The 18,265-nt window shown below is 60.2% G+C and carries 19 protein-coding genes; 9 read left to right on the top strand and 10 right to left on the bottom strand.

From position 1 onward, the window contains the following. Positions 1-27 precede the first annotated feature (27 nt). Positions 28-1,284, top strand: a complete 1,257-nt coding sequence (icd, locus tag AAEZ09_RS13130) for an NADP-dependent isocitrate dehydrogenase (RefSeq protein WP_350599700.1) — start codon at positions 28-30, stop codon at positions 1,282-1,284. 81 nt (positions 1,285-1,365) lie between these two features. On the opposite strand, the gene cspD is transcribed toward icd, so the two are convergent. Continuing rightward, entirely contained in the window at positions 1,366-1,632 is a 267-nt protein-coding gene (cspD, locus tag AAEZ09_RS13125) for a cold shock domain-containing protein CspD (protein WP_045062281.1), read from the bottom strand. Between the two features lie 225 nt (positions 1,633-1,857). On the opposite strand from cspD, the gene clpS reads away from it, so the two are divergent. Together clpS and clpA are read left to right on the top strand one after the other, a co-directional pair. Next, positions 1,858-2,241: an ATP-dependent Clp protease adapter ClpS gene (gene clpS / locus AAEZ09_RS13120; RefSeq protein ID WP_045062280.1), complete on the top strand. Its 384-nt coding sequence runs from the start codon at positions 1,858-1,860 to the stop codon at positions 2,239-2,241. Positions 2,242-2,271: 30 nt separating this feature from the next. Then, positions 2,272-4,542 carry an ATP-dependent Clp protease ATP-binding subunit ClpA gene (gene clpA, locus AAEZ09_RS13115; RefSeq protein WP_045062279.1) on the top strand — a complete coding sequence of 757 codons (2,271 nt, stop codon included), beginning with the start codon at positions 2,272-2,274 and terminating at the stop codon, positions 4,540-4,542. Between the two features lie 212 nt (positions 4,543-4,754). Here clpA and infA read toward each other — a convergent pair whose 3' ends face one another. The 3 genes from infA to aat form a co-directional block, all read right to left on the bottom strand. After that, positions 4,755-4,973, bottom strand: coding sequence for a translation initiation factor IF-1 (gene infA, locus AAEZ09_RS13110; protein ID WP_002553999.1), 219 nt, complete (start codon positions 4,971-4,973; stop codon positions 4,755-4,757). A 111-nt stretch (positions 4,974-5,084) separates the two neighbouring features. After that, positions 5,085-5,792 (bottom strand): arginyltransferase, encoded by a 708-nt coding sequence (locus AAEZ09_RS13105; protein ID WP_045062278.1) that lies wholly within the window; start codon positions 5,790-5,792, stop codon positions 5,085-5,087. Positions 5,793-5,848: 56 nt separating this feature from the next. Further along, positions 5,849-6,529, bottom strand: a complete 681-nt coding sequence (gene aat / locus AAEZ09_RS13100; RefSeq protein ID WP_045062277.1) for a leucyl/phenylalanyl-tRNA--protein transferase — start codon at positions 6,527-6,529, stop codon at positions 5,849-5,851. Positions 6,530-6,998: 469 nt separating this feature from the next. On the opposite strand from aat, the gene AAEZ09_RS13095 reads away from it, so the two are divergent. The 6 genes from AAEZ09_RS13095 (at position 6,999) to cysG (ending at position 14,650) form a co-directional block, all read left to right on the top strand. Then, the gene (locus AAEZ09_RS13095) at positions 6,999-9,407 is read left to right on the top strand and encodes a DNA translocase FtsK (RefSeq protein WP_082069251.1); all 2,409 of its coding nucleotides are present in this window, start codon (positions 6,999-7,001) and stop codon (positions 9,405-9,407) included. A 65-nt stretch (positions 9,408-9,472) separates the two neighbouring features. Further along, a complete protein-coding gene (gene lolA, locus AAEZ09_RS13090; RefSeq protein ID WP_045062272.1) occupies positions 9,473-10,096 on the top strand; it encodes an outer membrane lipoprotein periplasmic chaperone LolA in 624 nt (207 codons plus the stop codon). A gap of 166 nt (positions 10,097-10,262) precedes the next feature. Then, on the top strand, positions 10,263-11,585 hold the full coding sequence (locus AAEZ09_RS13085; RefSeq protein ID WP_045062270.1) for a replication-associated recombination protein A: 1,323 nt from the start codon (positions 10,263-10,265) through the stop codon (positions 11,583-11,585). After that, positions 11,585-11,959: a fluoride efflux transporter CrcB gene (gene crcB / locus AAEZ09_RS13080; RefSeq protein ID WP_045062268.1), complete on the top strand. Its 375-nt coding sequence runs from the start codon at positions 11,585-11,587 to the stop codon at positions 11,957-11,959. The genes AAEZ09_RS13085 and crcB overlap by 1 nt, the downstream gene beginning before the upstream one ends. A 15-nt stretch (positions 11,960-11,974) precedes the next feature. Then, on the top strand, positions 11,975-13,255 hold the full coding sequence (gene serS, locus AAEZ09_RS13075) for a serine--tRNA ligase (RefSeq protein WP_045062266.1): 1,281 nt from the start codon (positions 11,975-11,977) through the stop codon (positions 13,253-13,255). Continuing rightward, complete coding sequence (cysG, locus tag AAEZ09_RS13070; protein ID WP_045062264.1) at positions 13,256-14,650, top strand: siroheme synthase CysG; 1,395 nt, start codon at positions 13,256-13,258, stop codon at positions 14,648-14,650. It abuts the gene before it with no gap. Positions 14,651-14,755: 105 nt separating this feature from the next. On the opposite strand, the gene AAEZ09_RS13065 is transcribed toward cysG, so the two are convergent. The 6 genes from AAEZ09_RS13065 to tusD form a co-directional block, all read right to left on the bottom strand. Beyond that, a complete protein-coding gene (locus AAEZ09_RS13065) occupies positions 14,756-15,757 on the bottom strand; it encodes a glutathione S-transferase family protein (RefSeq protein ID WP_350599698.1) in 1,002 nt (333 codons plus the stop codon). A 90-nt stretch (positions 15,758-15,847) separates the two neighbouring features. Next, positions 15,848-16,849: a glycosyl transferase family protein gene (locus AAEZ09_RS13060; RefSeq protein WP_045062260.1), complete on the bottom strand. Its 1,002-nt coding sequence runs from the start codon at positions 16,847-16,849 to the stop codon at positions 15,848-15,850. After that, a complete protein-coding gene (locus tag AAEZ09_RS13055) occupies positions 16,846-17,181 on the bottom strand; it encodes a TusE/DsrC/DsvC family sulfur relay protein (protein WP_045062257.1) in 336 nt (111 codons plus the stop codon). The genes AAEZ09_RS13060 and AAEZ09_RS13055 overlap by 4 nt, the downstream gene beginning before the upstream one ends. After that, positions 17,178-17,471 (bottom strand): sulfurtransferase complex subunit TusB, encoded by a 294-nt coding sequence (gene tusB, locus AAEZ09_RS13050; RefSeq protein WP_045062255.1) that lies wholly within the window; start codon positions 17,469-17,471, stop codon positions 17,178-17,180. Before tusB ends, AAEZ09_RS13055 begins: the two co-directional genes overlap by 4 nt. Then, positions 17,471-17,827: a sulfurtransferase complex subunit TusC gene (gene tusC / locus AAEZ09_RS13045; RefSeq protein ID WP_350599697.1), complete on the bottom strand. Its 357-nt coding sequence runs from the start codon at positions 17,825-17,827 to the stop codon at positions 17,471-17,473. The genes tusB and tusC overlap by 1 nt, the downstream gene beginning before the upstream one ends. 1 nt (position 17,828) lies before the next feature. After that, positions 17,829-18,218, bottom strand: a complete 390-nt coding sequence (gene tusD / locus AAEZ09_RS13040; protein ID WP_045062346.1) for a sulfurtransferase complex subunit TusD — start codon at positions 18,216-18,218, stop codon at positions 17,829-17,831. Between the last annotated feature and the right edge of the window lie 47 nt (positions 18,219-18,265).

Raw genomic sequence — 18,265 nt, 5'->3', positions numbered from 1 at the left:
TGTTCAATCCAAACAATGGAGTTCAGCATGGGATACAAGAAGATTCAGGTTCCGGCAGTCGGCGACAAAATCACCGTCAACGCGGACCATTCTCTCAATGTTCCTAACAACCCGATCATCCCCTTCATCGAAGGCGATGGTATCGGCGTTGATATCAGCCCGGTCATGATCAAGGTTGTCGATGCTGCTGTTAAGAAGGCTTACGGCGGCGATCGCAAAATTTCCTGGATGGAAGTCTACGCCGGGGAGAAAGCGACTCAGGTTTACGATCAGGACACCTGGCTACCTCAGGAAACCCTGGACGCAGTCAAGGATTACGTGGTTTCCATCAAGGGCCCCCTGACCACGCCGGTCGGCGGCGGCATTCGTTCGCTGAACGTGGCCCTGCGCCAGCAGCTGGACCTTTATGTGTGCCTGCGCCCGGTTCGCTGGTTCGAAGGCGTGCCTAGCCCGGTCAAGAAGCCAGGCGACGTCGACATGACGATCTTCCGCGAGAACTCCGAGGACATCTACGCCGGTATCGAGTGGAAAGCCGGTTCGCCGGAAGCGACCAAGGTCATCAAGTTCCTGAAAGAGGAAATGGGTGTCACCAAGATCCGTTTCGACGAAAACTGCGGTATCGGCATCAAGCCAGTCTCGCTGCAGGGCACCAAGCGCCTGGCGCGCAAGGCGCTGCAGTACGTGGTCGACAACGATCGCGACTCGCTGACCATCGTGCACAAAGGCAACATCATGAAGTTCACCGAAGGTGCCTTCAAGGAATGGGCTTACGAAGTGGCGGCTGAAGAGTTCGGCGCGACCCTGCTCGACGGCGGTCCATGGATGCAGTTCAAGAACCCGAAAACCGGCAAGAACGTCATCGTCAAGGACGCCATCGCCGATGCCATGCTCCAGCAGATCCTGCTGCGCCCGGCCGAATACGATGTGATTGCGACCCTGAACCTGAACGGTGACTACCTCTCCGACGCCCTGGCGGCCGAAGTGGGCGGCATCGGTATCGCGCCGGGTGCCAACCTGTCCGACACCATTGCCATGTTCGAAGCCACCCACGGTACTGCGCCGAAATACGCCGGCAAGGACCAGGTCAACCCGGGTTCGCTGATCCTGTCTGCAGAGATGATGCTGCGCCACATGGGCTGGACCGAAGCGGCCGACATGATCATCAAGGGCACCAATGGCGCGATTTCCGCCAAGACCGTGACCTATGACTTCGAGCGTCTGATGGACGGCGCCACGCTGTTGTCGTCCTCGGCGTTCGGCGATGCGCTGATTTCGCACATGTAAGAAGCAACTCGTAACGAAAAACCGCCCCGCTCAAATCATGAGTTGGGCGGTTTTTTTATAACAGAAGGGTGGGTGCAAAAATCATGCAATAACGGTTTGTTGCTCGCTGGCTGCGACAACTTTCGCGCTATCCTCAGGCGCGCCGATGCTCACGGCGTGCAGGCCCTTGGGGCCCTGGATAATCTCGAACACCACAGCCTGGCCGGCCTTCAGGGTCTTGTACCCCTCCATCTGGATGGCCGAATAGTGGGCGAACAGGTCTTCGCTCTTGCCGTCTTCATTGATGAAGCCGTATCCCTTGGCGTTGTTGAACCATTTCACCTTGCCACTGACCTTGACACCTGACATACCCATATCCCTCTGCAACTGACTCCATCACTGGAGTATCATCCAGATAATCCGCAGTCGAATCTCATAAATAAGATTGACTCCGCGGACCTTTTTTACCCACTGTGGGCTCTATTGGTTGTAACACCGTTTTGCCGATAGTCAAGGTGACCGGGCAGTCGCAGTTGAAATCGTCCATAGCCGCCCCCACCACTGTATTCGCACAACTGACGAACCTTTCTTTCCATGCATGCAATCAGCCAGATTCGACTAACATTCAATCAGGATCATCCGGTTCTCCAGCAAGACAGTCCGGGGACCCACGACGACGATTCCGCAGGCATTGCTGTTCAGGAGGCAAAGCCTGCTTTACAGGCGCCACCGATGTACAAGGTGGTTTTGTTCAATGATGACTACACACCGATGGATTTCGTCGTCGAAGTGCTCGAGGTGTTTTTTAACCTGAATCGGGAGCTGGCGACCAAGGTCATGTTGGCCGTCCATACAGAAGGACGGGCAGTATGTGGAGTGTTTACCCGCGACATCGCCGAGACCAAGGCCATGCAGGTCAACCAGTACGCCAGGGAAAGCCAGCATCCGCTACTCTGTGAAATCGAGAAGGACGGTTAATCGCCGACCACTTGGGTATGAGGTGAAGCTATGTTAAACCGCGAGCTCGAAGTCACCCTCAATCTTGCCTTCAAGGAGGCTCGTTCGAAACGTCATGAATTCATGACCGTCGAACACCTCCTGCTGGCCCTATTGGATAATGAGGCTGCCGCCACCGTATTGCGTGCGTGCGGCGCCAACCTCGACAAACTCAAACATGACCTGCAGGAGTTCATTGACTCCACCACGCCACTGATCCCCGTGCATGACGAGGATCGTGAGACCCAGCCAACCCTGGGCTTCCAGCGTGTGCTGCAGCGCGCCGTGTTTCACGTACAGAGCTCGGGCAAACGCGAAGTGACCGGTGCCAACGTGCTGGTCGCCATCTTCAGTGAGCAAGAGAGTCAGGCAGTGTTCCTGCTGAAACAGCAGAGCGTTGCGCGCATCGATGTCGTCAACTACATCGCCCACGGCATCTCCAAGGTGCCCGGGCATGGCGATCACTCTGAAGGTGAGCAAGATATGCAGGACGACGAGGGCGGCGAGTCTTCTTCTTCTGGCAATCCCCTGGATGCTTATGCCAGCAACCTCAACGAACTGGCACGCCAGGGTCGTATTGACCCGCTGGTAGGCCGCGAAATGGAAGTCGAGCGTGTCGCGCAGATCCTGGCGCGTCGTCGCAAGAACAATCCGCTGCTGGTGGGCGAGGCAGGCGTGGGTAAAACCGCGATTGCCGAAGGCCTGGCCAAGCGTATTGTCGATAACCAGGTGCCTGATCTGCTGGCCAACAGCGTGGTGTATTCGCTTGATCTGGGCGCACTGCTGGCCGGGACCAAATATCGCGGTGATTTCGAGAAGCGCTTCAAGGCGTTGCTTAATGAGCTGAAAAAACGTCCGCAGGCGATCCTGTTCATCGACGAAATCCACACCATCATTGGTGCGGGTGCCGCGTCCGGTGGCGTCATGGATGCCTCGAACCTGCTCAAGCCGCTGCTGTCTTCCGGTGATATCCGCTGCATCGGTTCGACCACGTTCCAGGAGTTCCGCGGGATCTTCGAGAAGGACCGTGCTTTGGCCCGGCGCTTCCAGAAAGTCGATGTGTCGGAGCCTTCGGTGGAAGACACCATCGGTATCCTGCGCGGCTTGAAGGGGCGTTTCGAAGCGCACCACAGCATCGAGTACAGCGATGAGGCCCTGCGTGCGGCTGCCGAACTGGCATCGCGCTACATCAATGACCGGCACATGCCGGACAAGGCCATCGACGTAATTGACGAGGCGGGTGCCTACCAGCGCCTGCAGCCGGTCGAGAAGCGCGTGAAACGCATCGAAGTGCCTCAGGTCGAGGACATCGTGGCGAAGATCGCGCGGATTCCGCCAAAGCACGTCACCAGCTCGGACAAAGAGCTGCTGCGTAACCTTGAGCGTGACCTCAAGCTGACGGTGTTTGGCCAGGACGCTGCAATCGACTCGCTGTCGACTGCGATCAAGCTGTCCCGCGCCGGCCTCAAGTCGCCTGACAAGCCAGTCGGTTCGTTCCTGTTCGCAGGCCCGACCGGTGTAGGTAAAACCGAAGCGGCGCGCCAGCTGGCCAAGGCGCTGGGTATCGAACTGGTTCGCTTCGACATGTCCGAGTACATGGAGCGCCACACCGTATCGCGTCTGATCGGTGCACCTCCAGGCTATGTCGGGTTCGATCAGGGCGGCCTGCTGACCGAAGCCATCACCAAGCAGCCACACTGCGTGCTGTTGCTCGATGAGATCGAGAAGGCGCATCCGGAAGTCTTCAACCTGCTGTTGCAGGTGATGGACCACGGTACGCTCACCGATAACAACGGGCGCAAGGCGGACTTCCGTAACGTGATCGTCATCATGACGACCAACGCCGGTGCCGAAACCGCAGCGCGCGCTTCGATCGGTTTCACTCATCAGGACCACTCGTCCGATGCGATGGAAGTGATCAAGAAGAGCTTCACGCCAGAGTTCCGCAACCGCCTGGACACTATCATCCAGTTTGGTCGCCTCAGTCATGAGGTCATCAAGAGTGTGGTGGACAAGTTCCTTACCGAGCTTCAGGCGCAGCTGGAAGACAAGCGCGTGCAGCTGGAAGTGACCGACGCCGCACGCAGCTGGCTGGCGGCAGGTGGCTACGACTCGGCAATGGGCGCTCGACCAATGGCACGCCTGATCCAGGACAAGATCAAGCGTCCGCTGGCGGAAGAGATCCTGTTTGGCGAACTGGCCGACCATGGTGGCGTGGTCCACATCGATTTGAAGGACGGCGAGCTGACCTTCGAGTTCGAAACCACGGCAGAAATGGCCTGACGTTTAGTAGCAAAACAAAAAGGCGCCTACTGGCGCCTTTTTGCTGTCTGCGCGCGAATCCCCTGTAGGAGCTGCCGCAGGCTGCGATCTTTTGATCTTAAAAAATCCAGGATCAAAAGATCCCAGCCTGCGGCAGCTCCTACGGGGATGTTCGTCGAATTGCAGACAAACAAAAACGCCCGGCATCAGCCGGGCGTCTTGTATTGACCTGATTAGCGGGCGCGGTAAGTAATGCGCCCTTTGCTCAAGTCATAGGGCGTCAGCTCGACGCGCACTTTGTCACCGGTAAGAATACGGATGTAGTTCTTGCGCATCTTGCCGGAAATATGCGCGGTTACGACGTGCCCATTTTCCAACTCCACACGAAACATGGTGTTGGGCAGGGTGTCGACGACAGTGCCTTCCATTTCGAAGCTGTCTTCTTTCGACATGCAGTAAAGCCCTCGGTGTCCAATGAATGGCCCGGTGCAACTGCGCCAGGCAAAAGCGGCGTGCATTGTGCCCGAAAAATGGTGTTTACGCCAAGGGGTTTAGGGATTGCTCTAACTTAGAAGAACCCAGCGCTGGTTGATCAACAGTTCGATGGGTCGATATTGCGTCTTGTAACTCATCTTTTTGCAGTTCTTGATCCAGTACCCCAGGTACACCGCGTCCAGCCCCAGGCGCTGTGCCTCGGCGATTTGCCACAGGATTGCGTACCGGCCCAGGCTGCGGCGTTCTTCGGCGGGTTCGTAGAAGGTATAGACCGCCGAGAGGCCATTGGGCAGCAAGTCCGTCACGGCCACAGCCAGCAGACGGCCGTCGCGGCGGAATTCATAGAAGCGCGAAAATGGCAGGTCGCGCACCAGGAAGGTGGAAAACTGATCGCGGCTGGGCGGGTACATGTCGCCATCGGCATGCCGCTGTTCGATGTAGCGCTGGTACAGGTCGAAGTATTCTTCGCTGAACTGTGGTTTGGCCGGGCGCACCTGCAGATCGAGGTTGCGCCTGAAAATGCGTTTCTGCTGGCGATTGGGTGCAAACTGCGCGACGGGGATACGCGCGGGCACGCAGGCATTGCAGTTCTGGCAATGCGGCCGGTACAGGTGATCACCACTGCGACGAAAACCCATTTCAGACAGATCTGCGTAGACATGCACATCCATGGGCTGGCTAGGGTCGAGGAACAGGGTGGTGGCCTGCTCTTCGGGCAGATAACTGCAAGAGTGGGGTTGAGTGGCATAGAACTTCAAACGCGCCAACTCGGTCATGATCAACCCTCGGGGATAAACTTTAAATAAGTGTAAGCCAAGCGCGCGAAAGTCGCTCAGCAAACCCAGCTGGCGCGGCTGGGTTGATCCAGGTGCAGGGCCAGGTAGCGGGCGAATTCGCTACGGGGAATCGCCCGGGCGCCGAGGCTGTGCAAATGGTCGGTCGGCATCTGGCAGTCGATCAGTATGAACCCTGAGTCTTTCAGATGTCGCACCAGTGTGGCAAAGCCATATTTGGAGGCATTGTCGGCGCGGCTGAACATCGACTCGCCGAAAAACAGCTGCCCCATCGCCAAGCCATAGAGGCCGCCCACCAGCTCACCCTGGTCCCACACCTCCACCGAGTGGGCGAAGCCACGCGTGTGCAGTTCAAGGTAGGCGTCCTGCATCGCGGCGGTGATCCAGGTGCCGTCGGCATAATCACGCGGGGCCGCGCAAGCCTGGATGACTGCAGCGAAATCCTGGTCGAAGGTCACTTCATAGCGCTGTTGCCGGAGCAATTTGCCCAGGCTGCGCGAGACATGCAATTCGTCGGGAAACAACACCGTGCGAGGGTCGGGTGACCACCAGAGAATCGGCTGGCCTTCGGAGAACCACGGGAAACACCCATGGCGATAGGCCTGGATCAGGCGGTCGGCCGACAAGTCGCCACCCGCAGCCAGAAGGCCGTTGGGATCGCGCATCGCTCGTTCCAGCGGCGGGAAGGTCAGTGAGTTGCGTTGTAACCAGGTCAGCATGGCATCCAGGCTTGCAGAAGGGGAGGGCGGTATCGAGCCGGTTGGCCCGTGATCAAGTTTGCCGTCAAACGGTGAAAATGTCGTCGATGTATTTTTTTGCGGTTGTGCCGTCTTGTAACCACTCCTGCAACAAAGGCCCGGCACTGCAACTTGGCGTTGTGAATGTGGTCGTAGATGAATCCCTCATAACCCTTTGTCACGAAAGACAATGCATGCTCAAATTGGACTGCAGGTCGCACGCCCTTGGCTATGCTTGAAACTGAAGTTGCCAGCATGGCATCGGCCGTACAAACCCGTACAATGCGGGGCTGTTACAGATTATTGAGCTTGCGCCGTGTTTATAAAATGCGCGATGCAGTGGTAAAAAGTAGTTCCGGTTGCGCCTGTCAATTTTTTTGCCTGCCCGGATTGGGCAGTTTTATAGTCATTCAACAGATGGACGCGCCACAGGCGCAGGAAAAGTAGCGTTTTGAAGAAATCCACCGCAGCACCAAAAACAGTCGTCGTTCCGCTCTGGCGGCAACAATTGCACTACCGACTCAAGGAAGGTGCATTGATCGCCATCGGCGCCTTGTGCCTGTTCCTGATGATGGCCTTGCTCACCTATGGCAAGGACGATCCGGGCTGGAGCCACAACAGCAAGATCGACGACGTACAGAATTTCGGCGGTCCTGCCGGCTCCTACAGCGCCGATATCCTGTTCATGGTGCTGGGTTACTTCGCCTACATCTTCCCGCTGCTGCTGGCGGTCAAGGCCTACCAGATCTTCCGCCAACGCCACCAGCCTTGGGAATGGAGCGGCTGGCTGTTCTCCTGGCGCCTGATCGGCCTGGTGTTCCTGGTGCTGTCGGGTGCGGCCCTGGCCCATATCCACTTCCACGCGGCCACCGGTCTGCCGGCGGGCGCGGGTGGCGCGCTGGGCGAGAGCCTGGGCGACCTGGCCCGCAACGCGCTGAATATCCAGGGCAGCACCTTGCTGTTCATTGCCTTGTTCCTGTTCGGCCTGACGGTGTTCACCGACCTGTCGTGGTTCAAGGTAATGGACGTCACCGGCAAGATTACCCTCGACCTGTTCGAACTGTTCCAGGGCGCTGCCAATCGCTGGTGGGCCGCTCGGGTGGAGCGCAAGCAACTGGTCGCGCAATTGCGTGAAGTCGATGACCGCGTGCACGACGTGGTGGCGCCAACCGTTACCGACAAGCGCGAGCAGGCCAAGGTCAAGGAACGCCTGATCGAGCGCGAGCAGGCCTTGAGCAAGCACATGTCGGACCGCGAGAAGCAGGTGCCGCCGGTTATCGCCCCTGCGCCACCGAAGCCTGCTGCACCCAGCAAGCGAGTGGAAAAAGAGAAACAGGCGCCGTTGTTCGTCGACAGCGCCGTGGAAGGCACCCTGCCGCCCATCTCGATCCTCGACCCGGCGGAAAAGAAACAGCTCAATTACTCGCCCGAATCCCTGGCTGCGGTTGGCCACCTGCTGGAAATCAAGCTCAAGGAATTCGGCGTTGAAGTGTCGGTGGATTCCATTCACCCGGGACCGGTCATTACCCGCTACGAAATCCAGCCGGCAGCCGGCGTCAAGGTCAGCCGCATCTCCAACCTGGCGAAGGACCTTGCCCGCTCCCTGGCGGTCACCAGCGTCCGGGTCGTGGAAGTGATTCCGGGCAAGACCACTGTAGGTATCGAGATTCCGAACGAGGACCGCCAGATCGTGCGCTTCTCCGAAGTGCTCTCGACCCCGGAATACGACAACTTCAAGTCGCCGGTGACCCTGGCCCTGGGCCACGACATCGGTGGCAAGCCGGTCATCACCGACCTGGCGAAAATGCCGCACTTGCTGGTGGCCGGTACCACCGGTTCGGGTAAGTCCGTGGGCGTGAACGCGATGATCCTGTCGATCCTGTTCAAGTCCGGCCCGGAAGACGCCAAGCTGATCATGATCGACCCGAAGATGCTGGAATTGTCGATCTACGAAGGCATTCCGCACCTGCTGTGCCCGGTGGTGACCGATATGAAAGACGCCGCCAACGCCCTGCGCTGGAGCGTGGCGGAGATGGAGCGTCGTTACAAGCTGATGGCGAAGATGGGCGTGCGTAACCTGTCGGGCTTCAACGCCAAGGTCAAGGAAGCCCAGGACGCGGGCGAGCCGTTGACCGATCCGCTGTACAAGCGCGAAAACATTCACGATGAAGCGCCGCTGTTGACCAAGCTGCCGACCATCGTCGTGGTGGTCGACGAATTTGCCGACATGATGATGATCGTCGGCAAGAAGGTTGAAGAACTGATCGCCCGTATCGCCCAGAAAGCCCGTGCTGCCGGCATCCACCTGATCCTCGCGACCCAGCGGCCTTCGGTTGATGTCATCACCGGTCTGATCAAGGCCAACATTCCGACGCGGATGGCGTTCCAGGTGTCGAGCAAGATCGACTCGCGGACCATCATCGACCAGGGTGGCGCCGAGCAACTGCTGGGCCACGGTGACATGTTGTACATGCCGCCCGGCACCAGCCTGCCGATCCGGGTCCACGGTGCGTTCGTATCCGATGACGAAGTTCACCGGGTGGTCGAAGCCTGGAAACTGCGGGGTGCACCGGAATACAACGATGAGATCCTCGCCGGTGTCGAAGAGGCAGGTAGCGGTTTTGAAAACGGCGGTGGTGGCGGTGATGACGATGCCGAAACCGATGCGCTGTACGACGAAGCAGTGCAATTCGTGCTGGAAAGCCGTCGCGCGTCCATTTCTGCGGTCCAGCGCAAGCTGAAGATCGGCTACAACCGCGCCGCGCGCATGATCGAAGCCATGGAAATGGCCGGGGTCGTGACGTCCATGAACACCAACGGTTCCCGCGAAGTCCTGGCACCTGGCCCGGTTCGCGACTGATCTGATTTTGCAAGGGCGGCGCCCCGCGCTCCGCCCGCACTCCCACGAATATCAAGAGGACTCCCATGCGTCTTATCCGCATGCTGTTGCTGCCGGTACTGGCTTTGACCACGCTTTCGGCCCACGCCGATGACAAGGACGTGGCGCGCCTGACCCAACTCCTGGAAAAATCCCAGACCCTGAGCGCACGCTTCTCCCAGCTGACCCTGGATGGCGGTGGCACCCAATTGCAGGAAACCGCAGGGCAGATGTCGCTGCAACGCCCGGGCTTGTTCTACTGGCACACGGATGCGCCGCAGGAACAGTTGATGGTGTCCGATGGCAAGAAGGTCTCGCTGTGGGACCCGGACCTGGAGCAGGTCACCATCAAGAACCTCGACCAGCGCCTGACCCAGACTCCGGCGCTGCTGCTGTCCGGTGACGTGTCCAAGATCAGCCAGAGCTTCGACATCAGCGCCAAGGAAGCCGGTGGTGTGATCGACTTCACCCTGAAGCCAAAAACCAAGGACACCCTGTTCGACAGCCTGCGCCTGTCGTTCCGCAATGGCCTGGTCAATGACATGCAACTGATCGACAGCGTCGGCCAGCGCACCAATATCCTGTTCACCGGGGTGAAGGCCAACGAGCCGATCCCGGCGTCCAGGTTCAAGTTCGACATTCCGAAGGGCGCGGACGTCATTCAAGAGTAAGACGCAGAACCTGTGGGAGCGGGCTTGCCCGCGATGGCGTCGGGTCAGAAAACCATGATCTTGAATTTAATGTCGTCATCGCGGGCAAGCCCGCTCCCACAGGGATCGCAGCGTTCAAATAATAGAGTGATCGGCATCAGGACCCAGTGAGGTTTCATAAGCAGTGATGGACCTGTTCAGCAGCGCCCCGATAGCTCAACCCCTGGCCGCCCGCCTGCGTGCGGCCAATCTGGATGAGTACGTCGGCCAGGAACACCTGCTGGCTCGCGGCAAGCCCCTGCGCGAAGCCCTCGAGCAGGGTGCGCTGCATTCGATGATCTTCTGGGGCCCGCCGGGTGTGGGCAAGACCACCCTGGCGCGACTCCTGGCTGAAGTCTCGGACGCGCATTTCGAAACGGTGTCGGCGGTACTGGCCGGGGTGAAGGAAATCCGCCAGGCGGTGGAAATCGCCAAGCAGCAGGCCGGGCAGTACGGTAAACGTACCATTTTGTTCGTCGATGAAGTGCACCGCTTCAACAAGTCCCAGCAGGATGCGTTCCTGCCCTACGTTGAAGACGGCACCCTGATTTTCATCGGCGCGACCACCGAAAACCCCTCGTTCGAACTCAACAACGCCTTGCTCTCCCGTGCCCGCGTCTACGTGCTCAAAAGCCTCGACGAAGCGGCCCTGCGCAAGCTGGTGCAGCGCGCCCTGACCGAAGAGCGCGGCCTGGGCAAACGGCAACTGACCCTCAGCGATGAAGGCTTCCAGATGCTGCTGAACGCCGCCGATGGCGATGGCCGGCGCCTGCTCAATCTGCTGGAAAACGCCTCGGACCTCGCCGAAGACCACAGCGAAATTGGCGTCGACCTGCTGCAGAGCCTGCTCGGCGATACCCGTCGGCGCTTCGACAAGGGTGGCGAAGCGTTTTACGACCAGATCTCCGCGCTGCATAAGTCGGTGCGCGGCTCCAATCCCGACGGTGCGCTGTACTGGTTCGCGCGAATGATCGACGGCGGTTGCGACCCCCTTTACCTGGCCCGGCGCGTGGTGCGCATGGCCAGCGAAGATATTGGCAACGCCGACCCCCGCGCCCTGAGCCTGTGCCTGGCGGCGTGGGAAGTGCAGGAGCGCCTGGGCAGCCCGGAAGGCGAGCTGGCCGTGGCGCAGGCCATCACCTACCTGGCCTGCGCGCCGAAGAGCAATGCGGTGTACATGGGCTTCAAGGCCGCCATGCGCAGTGCTACCGAACATGGCTCCCTCGAAGTGCCGCTGCACTTGCGCAACGCACCCACCAAGCTGATGAAACAACTGGGCTATGGCGACGAGTACCGTTATGCCCACGATGAGCCGGACGCTTACGCGGCCGGCGAAGATTATTTTCCTGAAGAACTCGAGCCACAACCGTTCTATCAACCCGTGCCTCGGGGACTGGAGTTGAAGATCGGCGAGAAGCTCAACCACCTTGCCCAACTTGATCGTCTGAGCCCCAGGCAGCGGAGAAAATAGTGATTCCACTGGTTATCGCCGTTTCGATCGGCGGCGTCGCCGGCACGCTGTTACGCTTCGCCACCGGCAATTGGGTCAACGCAAATTGGCCGCGGCACTTCTATACCGCTACGCTGGCCGTTAATATCGTGGGCTGTCTGCTGATCGGCGTGTTGTACGGCCTGTTTCTGATACGCCCGGAAGTGCCGATAGAGGTGCGCGCCGGGTTGATGGTTGGCTTCCTTGGGGGGCTGACGACTTTTTCATCTTTTTCACTGGATACGGTGCGCCTGCTGGAAAGCGGGCAAGTCCTGCTAGCCTTGGGCTATGCAGCCATCAGCGTATTCGGCGGGCTGCTCGCCACCTGGGCCGGCCTGTCCCTGACCAAACTTTGATAACGAGAGACCGACATGCTCGATTCCAAACTGTTACGTAGCAACCTTCAGGACGTAGCGGACCGCCTGGCATCCCGTGGCTACACCCTGGATGTTGCGCGCATCGAAGCGCTGGAAGAACAGCGCAAGACCGTCCAGACCCGCACCGAAGCACTGCAGGCTGAACGTAATGCGCGTTCCAAGTCCATCGGTCAGGCCAAGCAGCGCGGCGAAGACATCGCGCCGCTGATGGCGGACGTCGAGCGCATGGGCAACGAACTGGGCGCCGGCAAAGTCGAGCTGGACGCCATTCAGACCGAGCTGGACTCGATCCTGCTTGGTATTCCGAACCTGCCGCACGAGTCCGTGCCGGTCGGCAAGGATGAAGACGACAACGTCGAAGTGCGCCGCTGGGGTACGCCGACCGCTTTCGATTTCCCGGTTCAGGATCACGTGGCCCTGGGCGAAAAATTCGGCTGGCTGGATTTCGAAACCGCCGCCAAGCTGTCCGGTGCACGCTTTGCCCTGTTGCGCGGGCCGATCGCTCGTCTGCACCGAGCCCTGGCGCAATTCATGATCAACCTGCACACCAGCGAGCATGGCTATGAAGAGGCGTACACGCCTTACCTGGTCCAGGCGCCTGCGCTGCAAGGCACCGGCCAGTTGCCGAAGTTCGAGGAAGACCTGTTCAAGATCGCTCGCGAAGGCGAAGCCGATCTGTACCTGATCCCGACGGCCGAAGTGTCGCTGACCAACATCGTAGCCGGCGAAATCGTCGACTCGAAACTGCTGCCCATCAAGTTCGTCGCCCACACGCCATGCTTCCGCAGTGAAGCTGGCGCGTCGGGTCGTGACACCCGTGGCATGATCCGCCAGCACCAGTTCGACAAGGTCGAGATGGTCCAGATCGTCGAGCCATCGACTTCCATGCAAGCCCTGGAAGGCCTGACCGCCAACGCCGAGAAAGTCCTGCAACTGCTGGAGCTGCCTTACCGCACCCTGGCGCTGTGCACGGGCGACATGGGTTTCAGCGCGGTCAAGACCTACGACCTGGAAGTGTGGATTCCGAGCCAGGACAAGTACCGCGAGATTTCGTCGTGCTCCAACTGTGGCGATTTCCAGGCCCGACGCATGCAGGCGCGTTTCCGCAACCCGGAAACCGGCAAGCCTGAGCTGGTTCACACCCTCAACGGTTCTGGCCTGGCGGTCGGTCGTACCCTGGTTGCCGTGCTCGAAAACTACCAGCAGGCCGACGGTTCGATCCGCGTGCCGCAGGTGCTGAAGCCGTACATGGGTGGCCTCGAGGTCATCGGCTAAATGGACTATCTGCCGCTGTTTCACAACCTTCGCGGCAGTCGTGTGTTGGTCGTCGGTGGGGGGGAGATTGCCTTGCGCAAATCCCGCCTGCTGGCCGAAGCCGGTGCCCTGCTGCGAGTGGTTGCACCTGAAATCGAATCGCAATTGCGTGAGCTCGTGGCTGGCAGCGGTGGCGAGTGCGTGCTGCGCGGTTACGTCGAGTCGGATTTGCACGGTTGCGGGCTGATCATTGCCGCCACCGACGACGAACCGTTGAACGCACAAGTCTCCGCCGATGCCCATCGGCGCTGTGTGCCGGTCAACGTGGTGGATGCACCGGCGCTGTGCAGCGTGATCTTCCCGGCGATCGTCGACCGTTCGCCGTTGATCATCGCGGTCTCCAGCGGCGGTGATGCACCGGTGCTGGCGCGCTTGATCCGCGCCAAACTGGAAACCTGGATTCCCTCCACTTACGGTCAGTTGGCCGGTCTGGCGGCGCGTTTTCGCAGCCAGGTCAAAGGGCTGTTCCCGGACGTGCAGCAGCGCCGGGCGTTCTGGGAAGACGTGTTCCAGGGCCCCATCGCCGATCGGCAACTGGCCGGGCAGGGCAGCGAGGCCGAGCGCCTGCTGCAGGCGAAAATCGACGGTGAAGCCACGGTGGCGACCGGCGAGGTGTATCTGGTGGGCGCAGGCCCGGGTGATCCGGACCTGCTGACGTTTCGTGCACTGCGCCTGATGCAGCAAGCCGACGTGGTGCTGTATGACCGCCTGGTGGCGCCGGCGATTCTCGACTTGTGCCGTCGCGATGCCGAGCGGATCTATGTTGGCAAGCGTCGGGCCGATCATGCGGTGCCCCAGGATCAGATCAACCAGCAGTTGGTGGATCTGGCCAAACAGGGCAAGCGCGTGGTGCGGTTGAAGGGCGGTGATCCGTTCATCTTCGGCCGTGGCGGTGAAGAGATCGAGGAACTGGCAGCCCATGGCATCCCGTTCCAGGTGGTGCCCGGCATCACTGCCGCCAGTGGCTGCGCCGCTTATGCGGGCATCCCGCTGACGCACCGCGATTACGCGCAGTCCGTACGCTTTGTCACCGGTCACCTCAAGGATGGCTCCACCGACCTGCCGTGGGCCGACCTCGTCGCGCCGGCGCAGACGCTGGTGTTTTATATGGGGCTGGTGGGCTTGCCGATCATCTGCGAAGAACTGATCAGGCATGGCCGCGCGTCAGATACCCCGGCGGCGTTGATCCAGCAGGGCACCACGGTCAATCAACGGGTGTTCACCGGGACCCTGGCCGATCTTCCACGGCTGGTGGCGGAGCATGAAGTGCATGCCCCGACCCTGGTGATTGTTGGGGAAGTGGTGCAACTGCGCGAGAAACTGGCGTGGTTTGAAGGGGCTCAGGCGCAGGTCTGAATCTGCAATTGCGGAGTCTGGGGGAAAAAGATCGCAGCCTTCGGCAGCTCCTACAGGATTATCCGATCCCCTGTAGGAGCTGCCGAAGGCTGCGATCTTTTGATCTTAATGCTGCTGCCAAACCCCTTTCCCACTCAACCGCGCCCGATCATGCCCGCCAGTAAAATCCTGCTGCGGCCCCTTGGGCACAACCCCAGTCGGGTTGATGGTCTTGTGACTGCCGTAGTAGTGATGCTTGATGTGGGTGAAATCCACCGTCTCGGCAATCCCCGGCCACTGATACATCTCCCGCAACCAGTTCGACAGGTTCGGGTAATCGGCGATCCGTCGCAGGTTGCACTTGAAATGCCCGTGGTACACCGCATCGAACCGAATCAACGTAGTAAACAGCCGAACATCAGCCTCGGTCAGGTACTCACCCACCAGGTAGCGATTGGCGCCCAATAGCGCTTCCAGCCGGTCCAGCTCCGCAAACACTTCGTCGAATGCCTGTTCGTAGGCCTGCTGCGACGTGGCAAAGCCCGCGCGATACACCCCATTGTTCACTGCCGGATAAATTCGCTCGTTCAGCCCATCGATCTCACTGCGCAGCGCCGCTGGGTAGAAGTCCAGGTCGTTGCCGGTCAGGTCATCGAACGCACTGTTGAACATGCGAATAATTTCCGCCGATTCGTTGCTGACGATCCGTTGCTGCTGCTTGTCCCAGAGGACCGGCACCGTGACGCGACCGGTGTAGTTGGCGGTATCGGCGGTGTAACGCTGGTGCATGAAATCAAAGTGATCGAGCTTGTCACCGGTGGAGCCGAGATTCTCGTCGAAGGTCCAGCCGTTTTCCAACATCAGCCAACTGACCACCGACACGTCGATGAGCCCTTCGAGGCCTTTGAGTTTGCGCAGGATCAATGTGCGATGGGCCCAGGGACAGGCAAGGGAAACGTACAGATGATAGCGCCCGGCCTCGGCGGCAAAGCCACCGACACCGCTGGGGCCGGGTTGGCCGTCGGCGGTCACCCAGTTGCGGCGCTGGGCCTGCTCGCGCTGGAATGCGCCGTCTTTGCTGCTTTCGTACCACTGGTCTTGCCAGCGACCTTCAACTAACAAACCCATGTTCAAGACTCCTCAACCAATAAGCATTGGAGAGGAGTCTATTCCGATAGGTTCGAACAAAAAGCGCAAAGGTTGGGCGGTTATGATCGGTTAAATCGATCTGTCCCGGGCTTCCCAGTACTGCCGGGCCGTTTCGAACGCCTGCTCCCGGGGTTGGCCGAGGCCGCGCAAGGCCAAGGCCATGGTCGAGATCAGGGCCATTTGCGGGTAGCTGTCGACCACGTCGCCGCGCCACACCGCCTTCAAGTGTTCAGGGTCCAGTGCAGACGGTTTGACGTGCCGCTGGCTGGACATCTGTGGCCATTCCTCATCCCAGCTGACACCGCCGGTAGTGCCATAGAGGTGGCTGTCGGCGTCCGGGTTGATCTCGATTTCGCCACCATCGCCCTTGACCACGATCGCGGTGTCGCCGAGCAGGCCGCTGGCATCGCGGTGCACCGCCTGGTAACCGGGATGGAAGATGCTTTGCAGGCCGCAGCGCGCGCCCAGCGGGTTGAGAATGCGGGTCAGGGAATGGATCGGCGAACGCAGGCCCAGTGTGTTGCGCAAGTCGATCATGCGCTGAAGTTGCGGCGCCCAGTCCACCAGCGGCATGAACGCCAGGCCGCCATCCTCCAGCGCGGCACCGACCTGCTGCCAAGTGCGGCACAGCGGGATCTGCAAGTGTTGCAGCAACTGCTCGCTGTACAGCCGGCCGGCCGTGTGCGCGCCGCCACCATGCATGAAAATTCGCACGCCGTTCTGCGCCAGGCACTTGGCCGCCAGCAGGTACCACGGCAGGTGGCGCTTTTTGCCGGCGTAGGTCGGCCAGTCCAGGTCAACATTCAACGCTGGCGCCTGCAAACGCTCACGCAAGGCTTCGGTAAAGCCGGCCATTTCCTCGGCGCTTTCTTCCTTGTGGCGCAACAGCATCAGAAATGCGCCCAGCTGGGTGTCCTCGACCTGATCGTCGAGCACCATGCCCATGGCGACCCGTGCTTCGACCCGGGTCAGGTCGCGGGCACCACGCTTGCCCTTGCCGAGAATTCGCACGAACTGGGCGAACGGGTGTTCGGCGGGCGTTTCGAGGGTCAGCGCTGGGTAGTCGGTCATAAGCAATTCGTCGGTTTGGGCAGGCCCGCCAGTTTTGCGGCGAGTTTGGCAGGGGTGCCTTTGAACAGTCGGTTGAGGTGCAGGCTGTTGCCTTTTTCCGGGCCGAGCTTCAATGCGGTGTACTTGATCAGCGGTCGCGTAGCCGGTGACAACTGGAACTCGGCATAGAAGCTGCGCAACAGTTCGAGGATCTCCCAATGTTCGGGGCCCAGCTCGATGTCTTCGGCGGCGGCCAGGGCGCTGGCCACTTCGGCGGACCAGTCGCTGAGTTCAACCAGGAAACCGTCCTTGTCCAGTTCGATGGCGCGGGCGCCGACTGTCAGCGCATTCATAACCAGCTGTTGACCTTGTCGTAATGGACAGACAGTTCAACGAAGGCCGGGTAGTCGATGCTGGCGGCGCAGTCCGGAACGTTCACCGCCCGGGCCTGGGCGTCTTCGGCCAGCACGAACAGTTTCAGGGCGCGAGTGCTTAGTGCGTTGAAGGGGGCAGTGCCCGGTTGCAAGGCATGGACCGCATCGCCACAGAGCAGTAGCCCATCGTCAGTACCGATGATGCGCAGGCAACTGGTCAGGCGGTCATCGCCGAAGGGGGAATGAGACAATACGTGCAAGGTCGACATCAGAGGGTAATCACCTGATCGTAACGGTCAATAAGTGCAGTGACTTCGTGGGCGGCCAGCCCCTGGGCCTCTTCCAGCGCAAAATTGCTCAGGCCCCGGGCGCAGGCACTGTCGGCACAGACGAACAACTCTTCGACACCGAACATCGCCAGCGCTTGCAGATTGGCACTGAGGTCTTTCTGCTGCAGGGCCCTGGCGTCCTGTCCGGTGGCGAGCTGGAACACTCCGTCATCGAGAAACAGCAGGCCGATGGGCAGGTCGAAGGCGCCACCGGCGAGCACGATGTCCAGCGCCTCCCGTGCGCTCGGCCCGGACCAGGGCGACTGGCGGCTGATGATCAACAAGGATTTGGCCATTTTACGCGCCCCCGAAACAGATCAGGCGGTCGGCGTTCTGGACCGCGTCGTGCAGCTGGCCAAGGCCGGACAGCTCCCACGGCGCACCGACCGCGACCGAACGCTGGTAACGACTGGCTTCTTCCTCATTCAACACACCGCGGCGCAGGGCGGCGGCGATGCACACCACGCCGTCGAGTTGATGGTCGGCGACGAATTCGCGCCATTGCCGGGGCAGGTCCAGCTCATCCTGGGCAGTCACTACACTGGTCGATGCGTTATAGACGCCGTCCTGGTAGAAAAACAGCCGGACAATCTCATGCCCCCCGGCCAGCGCGGCCTGGGCGAACAACAGGGCGCGGCGCGAGGAGGGCGCATGGGCGGCGGAAAACAGCGCGATGGCGAACTTCATGACGGACTCGATCAGCGGAACTGCGAGCATGATAAAGCTTTATCGGC

Origin of the sequence: Pseudomonas sp. 65/3-MNA-CIBAN-0223 (assembly GCF_040310425.1) — a bacterium.
Classification (GTDB): domain Bacteria; phylum Pseudomonadota; class Gammaproteobacteria; order Pseudomonadales; family Pseudomonadaceae; genus Aquipseudomonas; species Aquipseudomonas gregormendelii.
The sequence above is the reverse complement of the archived record's forward strand: the minus strand, read 5'-3'. Positions and strand labels throughout refer to the sequence as shown.

Bases quoted from the DNA above. Each gene is read 5' to 3' on its own strand.
- icd (WP_350599700.1), top strand. From the start codon at position 28: ATGGGATACAAGAAGATTCAGGTTCCGGCAGTCGGCGACAAAATCACC.
- cspD (WP_045062281.1), bottom strand. From the start codon at position 1,632: ATGTCAGGTGTCAAGGTCAGTGGCAAGGTGAAATGGTTCAACAACGCC.
- clpS (WP_045062280.1), top strand. From the start codon at position 1,858: ATGCATGCAATCAGCCAGATTCGACTAACATTCAATCAGGATCATCCG.
- clpA (WP_045062279.1), top strand. From the start codon at position 2,272: ATGTTAAACCGCGAGCTCGAAGTCACCCTCAATCTTGCCTTCAAGGAG.
- infA (WP_002553999.1), bottom strand. From the start codon at position 4,973: ATGTCGAAAGAAGACAGCTTCGAAATGGAAGGCACTGTCGTCGACACC.
- AAEZ09_RS13105 (WP_045062278.1), bottom strand. From the start codon at position 5,792: ATGACCGAGTTGGCGCGTTTGAAGTTCTATGCCACTCAACCCCACTCT.
- aat (WP_045062277.1), bottom strand. From the start codon at position 6,529: ATGCTGACCTGGTTACAACGCAACTCACTGACCTTCCCGCCGCTGGAA.
- lolA (WP_045062272.1), top strand. From the start codon at position 9,473: ATGCGTCTTATCCGCATGCTGTTGCTGCCGGTACTGGCTTTGACCACG.
- AAEZ09_RS13085 (WP_045062270.1), top strand. From the start codon at position 10,263: ATGGACCTGTTCAGCAGCGCCCCGATAGCTCAACCCCTGGCCGCCCGC.
- serS (WP_045062266.1), top strand. From the start codon at position 11,975: ATGCTCGATTCCAAACTGTTACGTAGCAACCTTCAGGACGTAGCGGAC.
- cysG (WP_045062264.1), top strand. From the start codon at position 13,256: ATGGACTATCTGCCGCTGTTTCACAACCTTCGCGGCAGTCGTGTGTTG.
- AAEZ09_RS13065 (WP_350599698.1), bottom strand. From the start codon at position 15,757: ATGGGTTTGTTAGTTGAAGGTCGCTGGCAAGACCAGTGGTACGAAAGC.
- AAEZ09_RS13060 (WP_045062260.1), bottom strand. From the start codon at position 16,849: ATGACCGACTACCCAGCGCTGACCCTCGAAACGCCCGCCGAACACCCG.
- AAEZ09_RS13055 (WP_045062257.1), bottom strand. From the start codon at position 17,181: ATGAATGCGCTGACAGTCGGCGCCCGCGCCATCGAACTGGACAAGGAC.
- tusB (WP_045062255.1), bottom strand. From the start codon at position 17,471: ATGTCGACCTTGCACGTATTGTCTCATTCCCCCTTCGGCGATGACCGC.
- tusC (WP_350599697.1), bottom strand. From the start codon at position 17,827: ATGGCCAAATCCTTGTTGATCATCAGCCGCCAGTCGCCCTGGTCCGGG.
- tusD (WP_045062346.1), bottom strand. From the start codon at position 18,218: ATGAAGTTCGCCATCGCGCTGTTTTCCGCCGCCCATGCGCCCTCCTCG.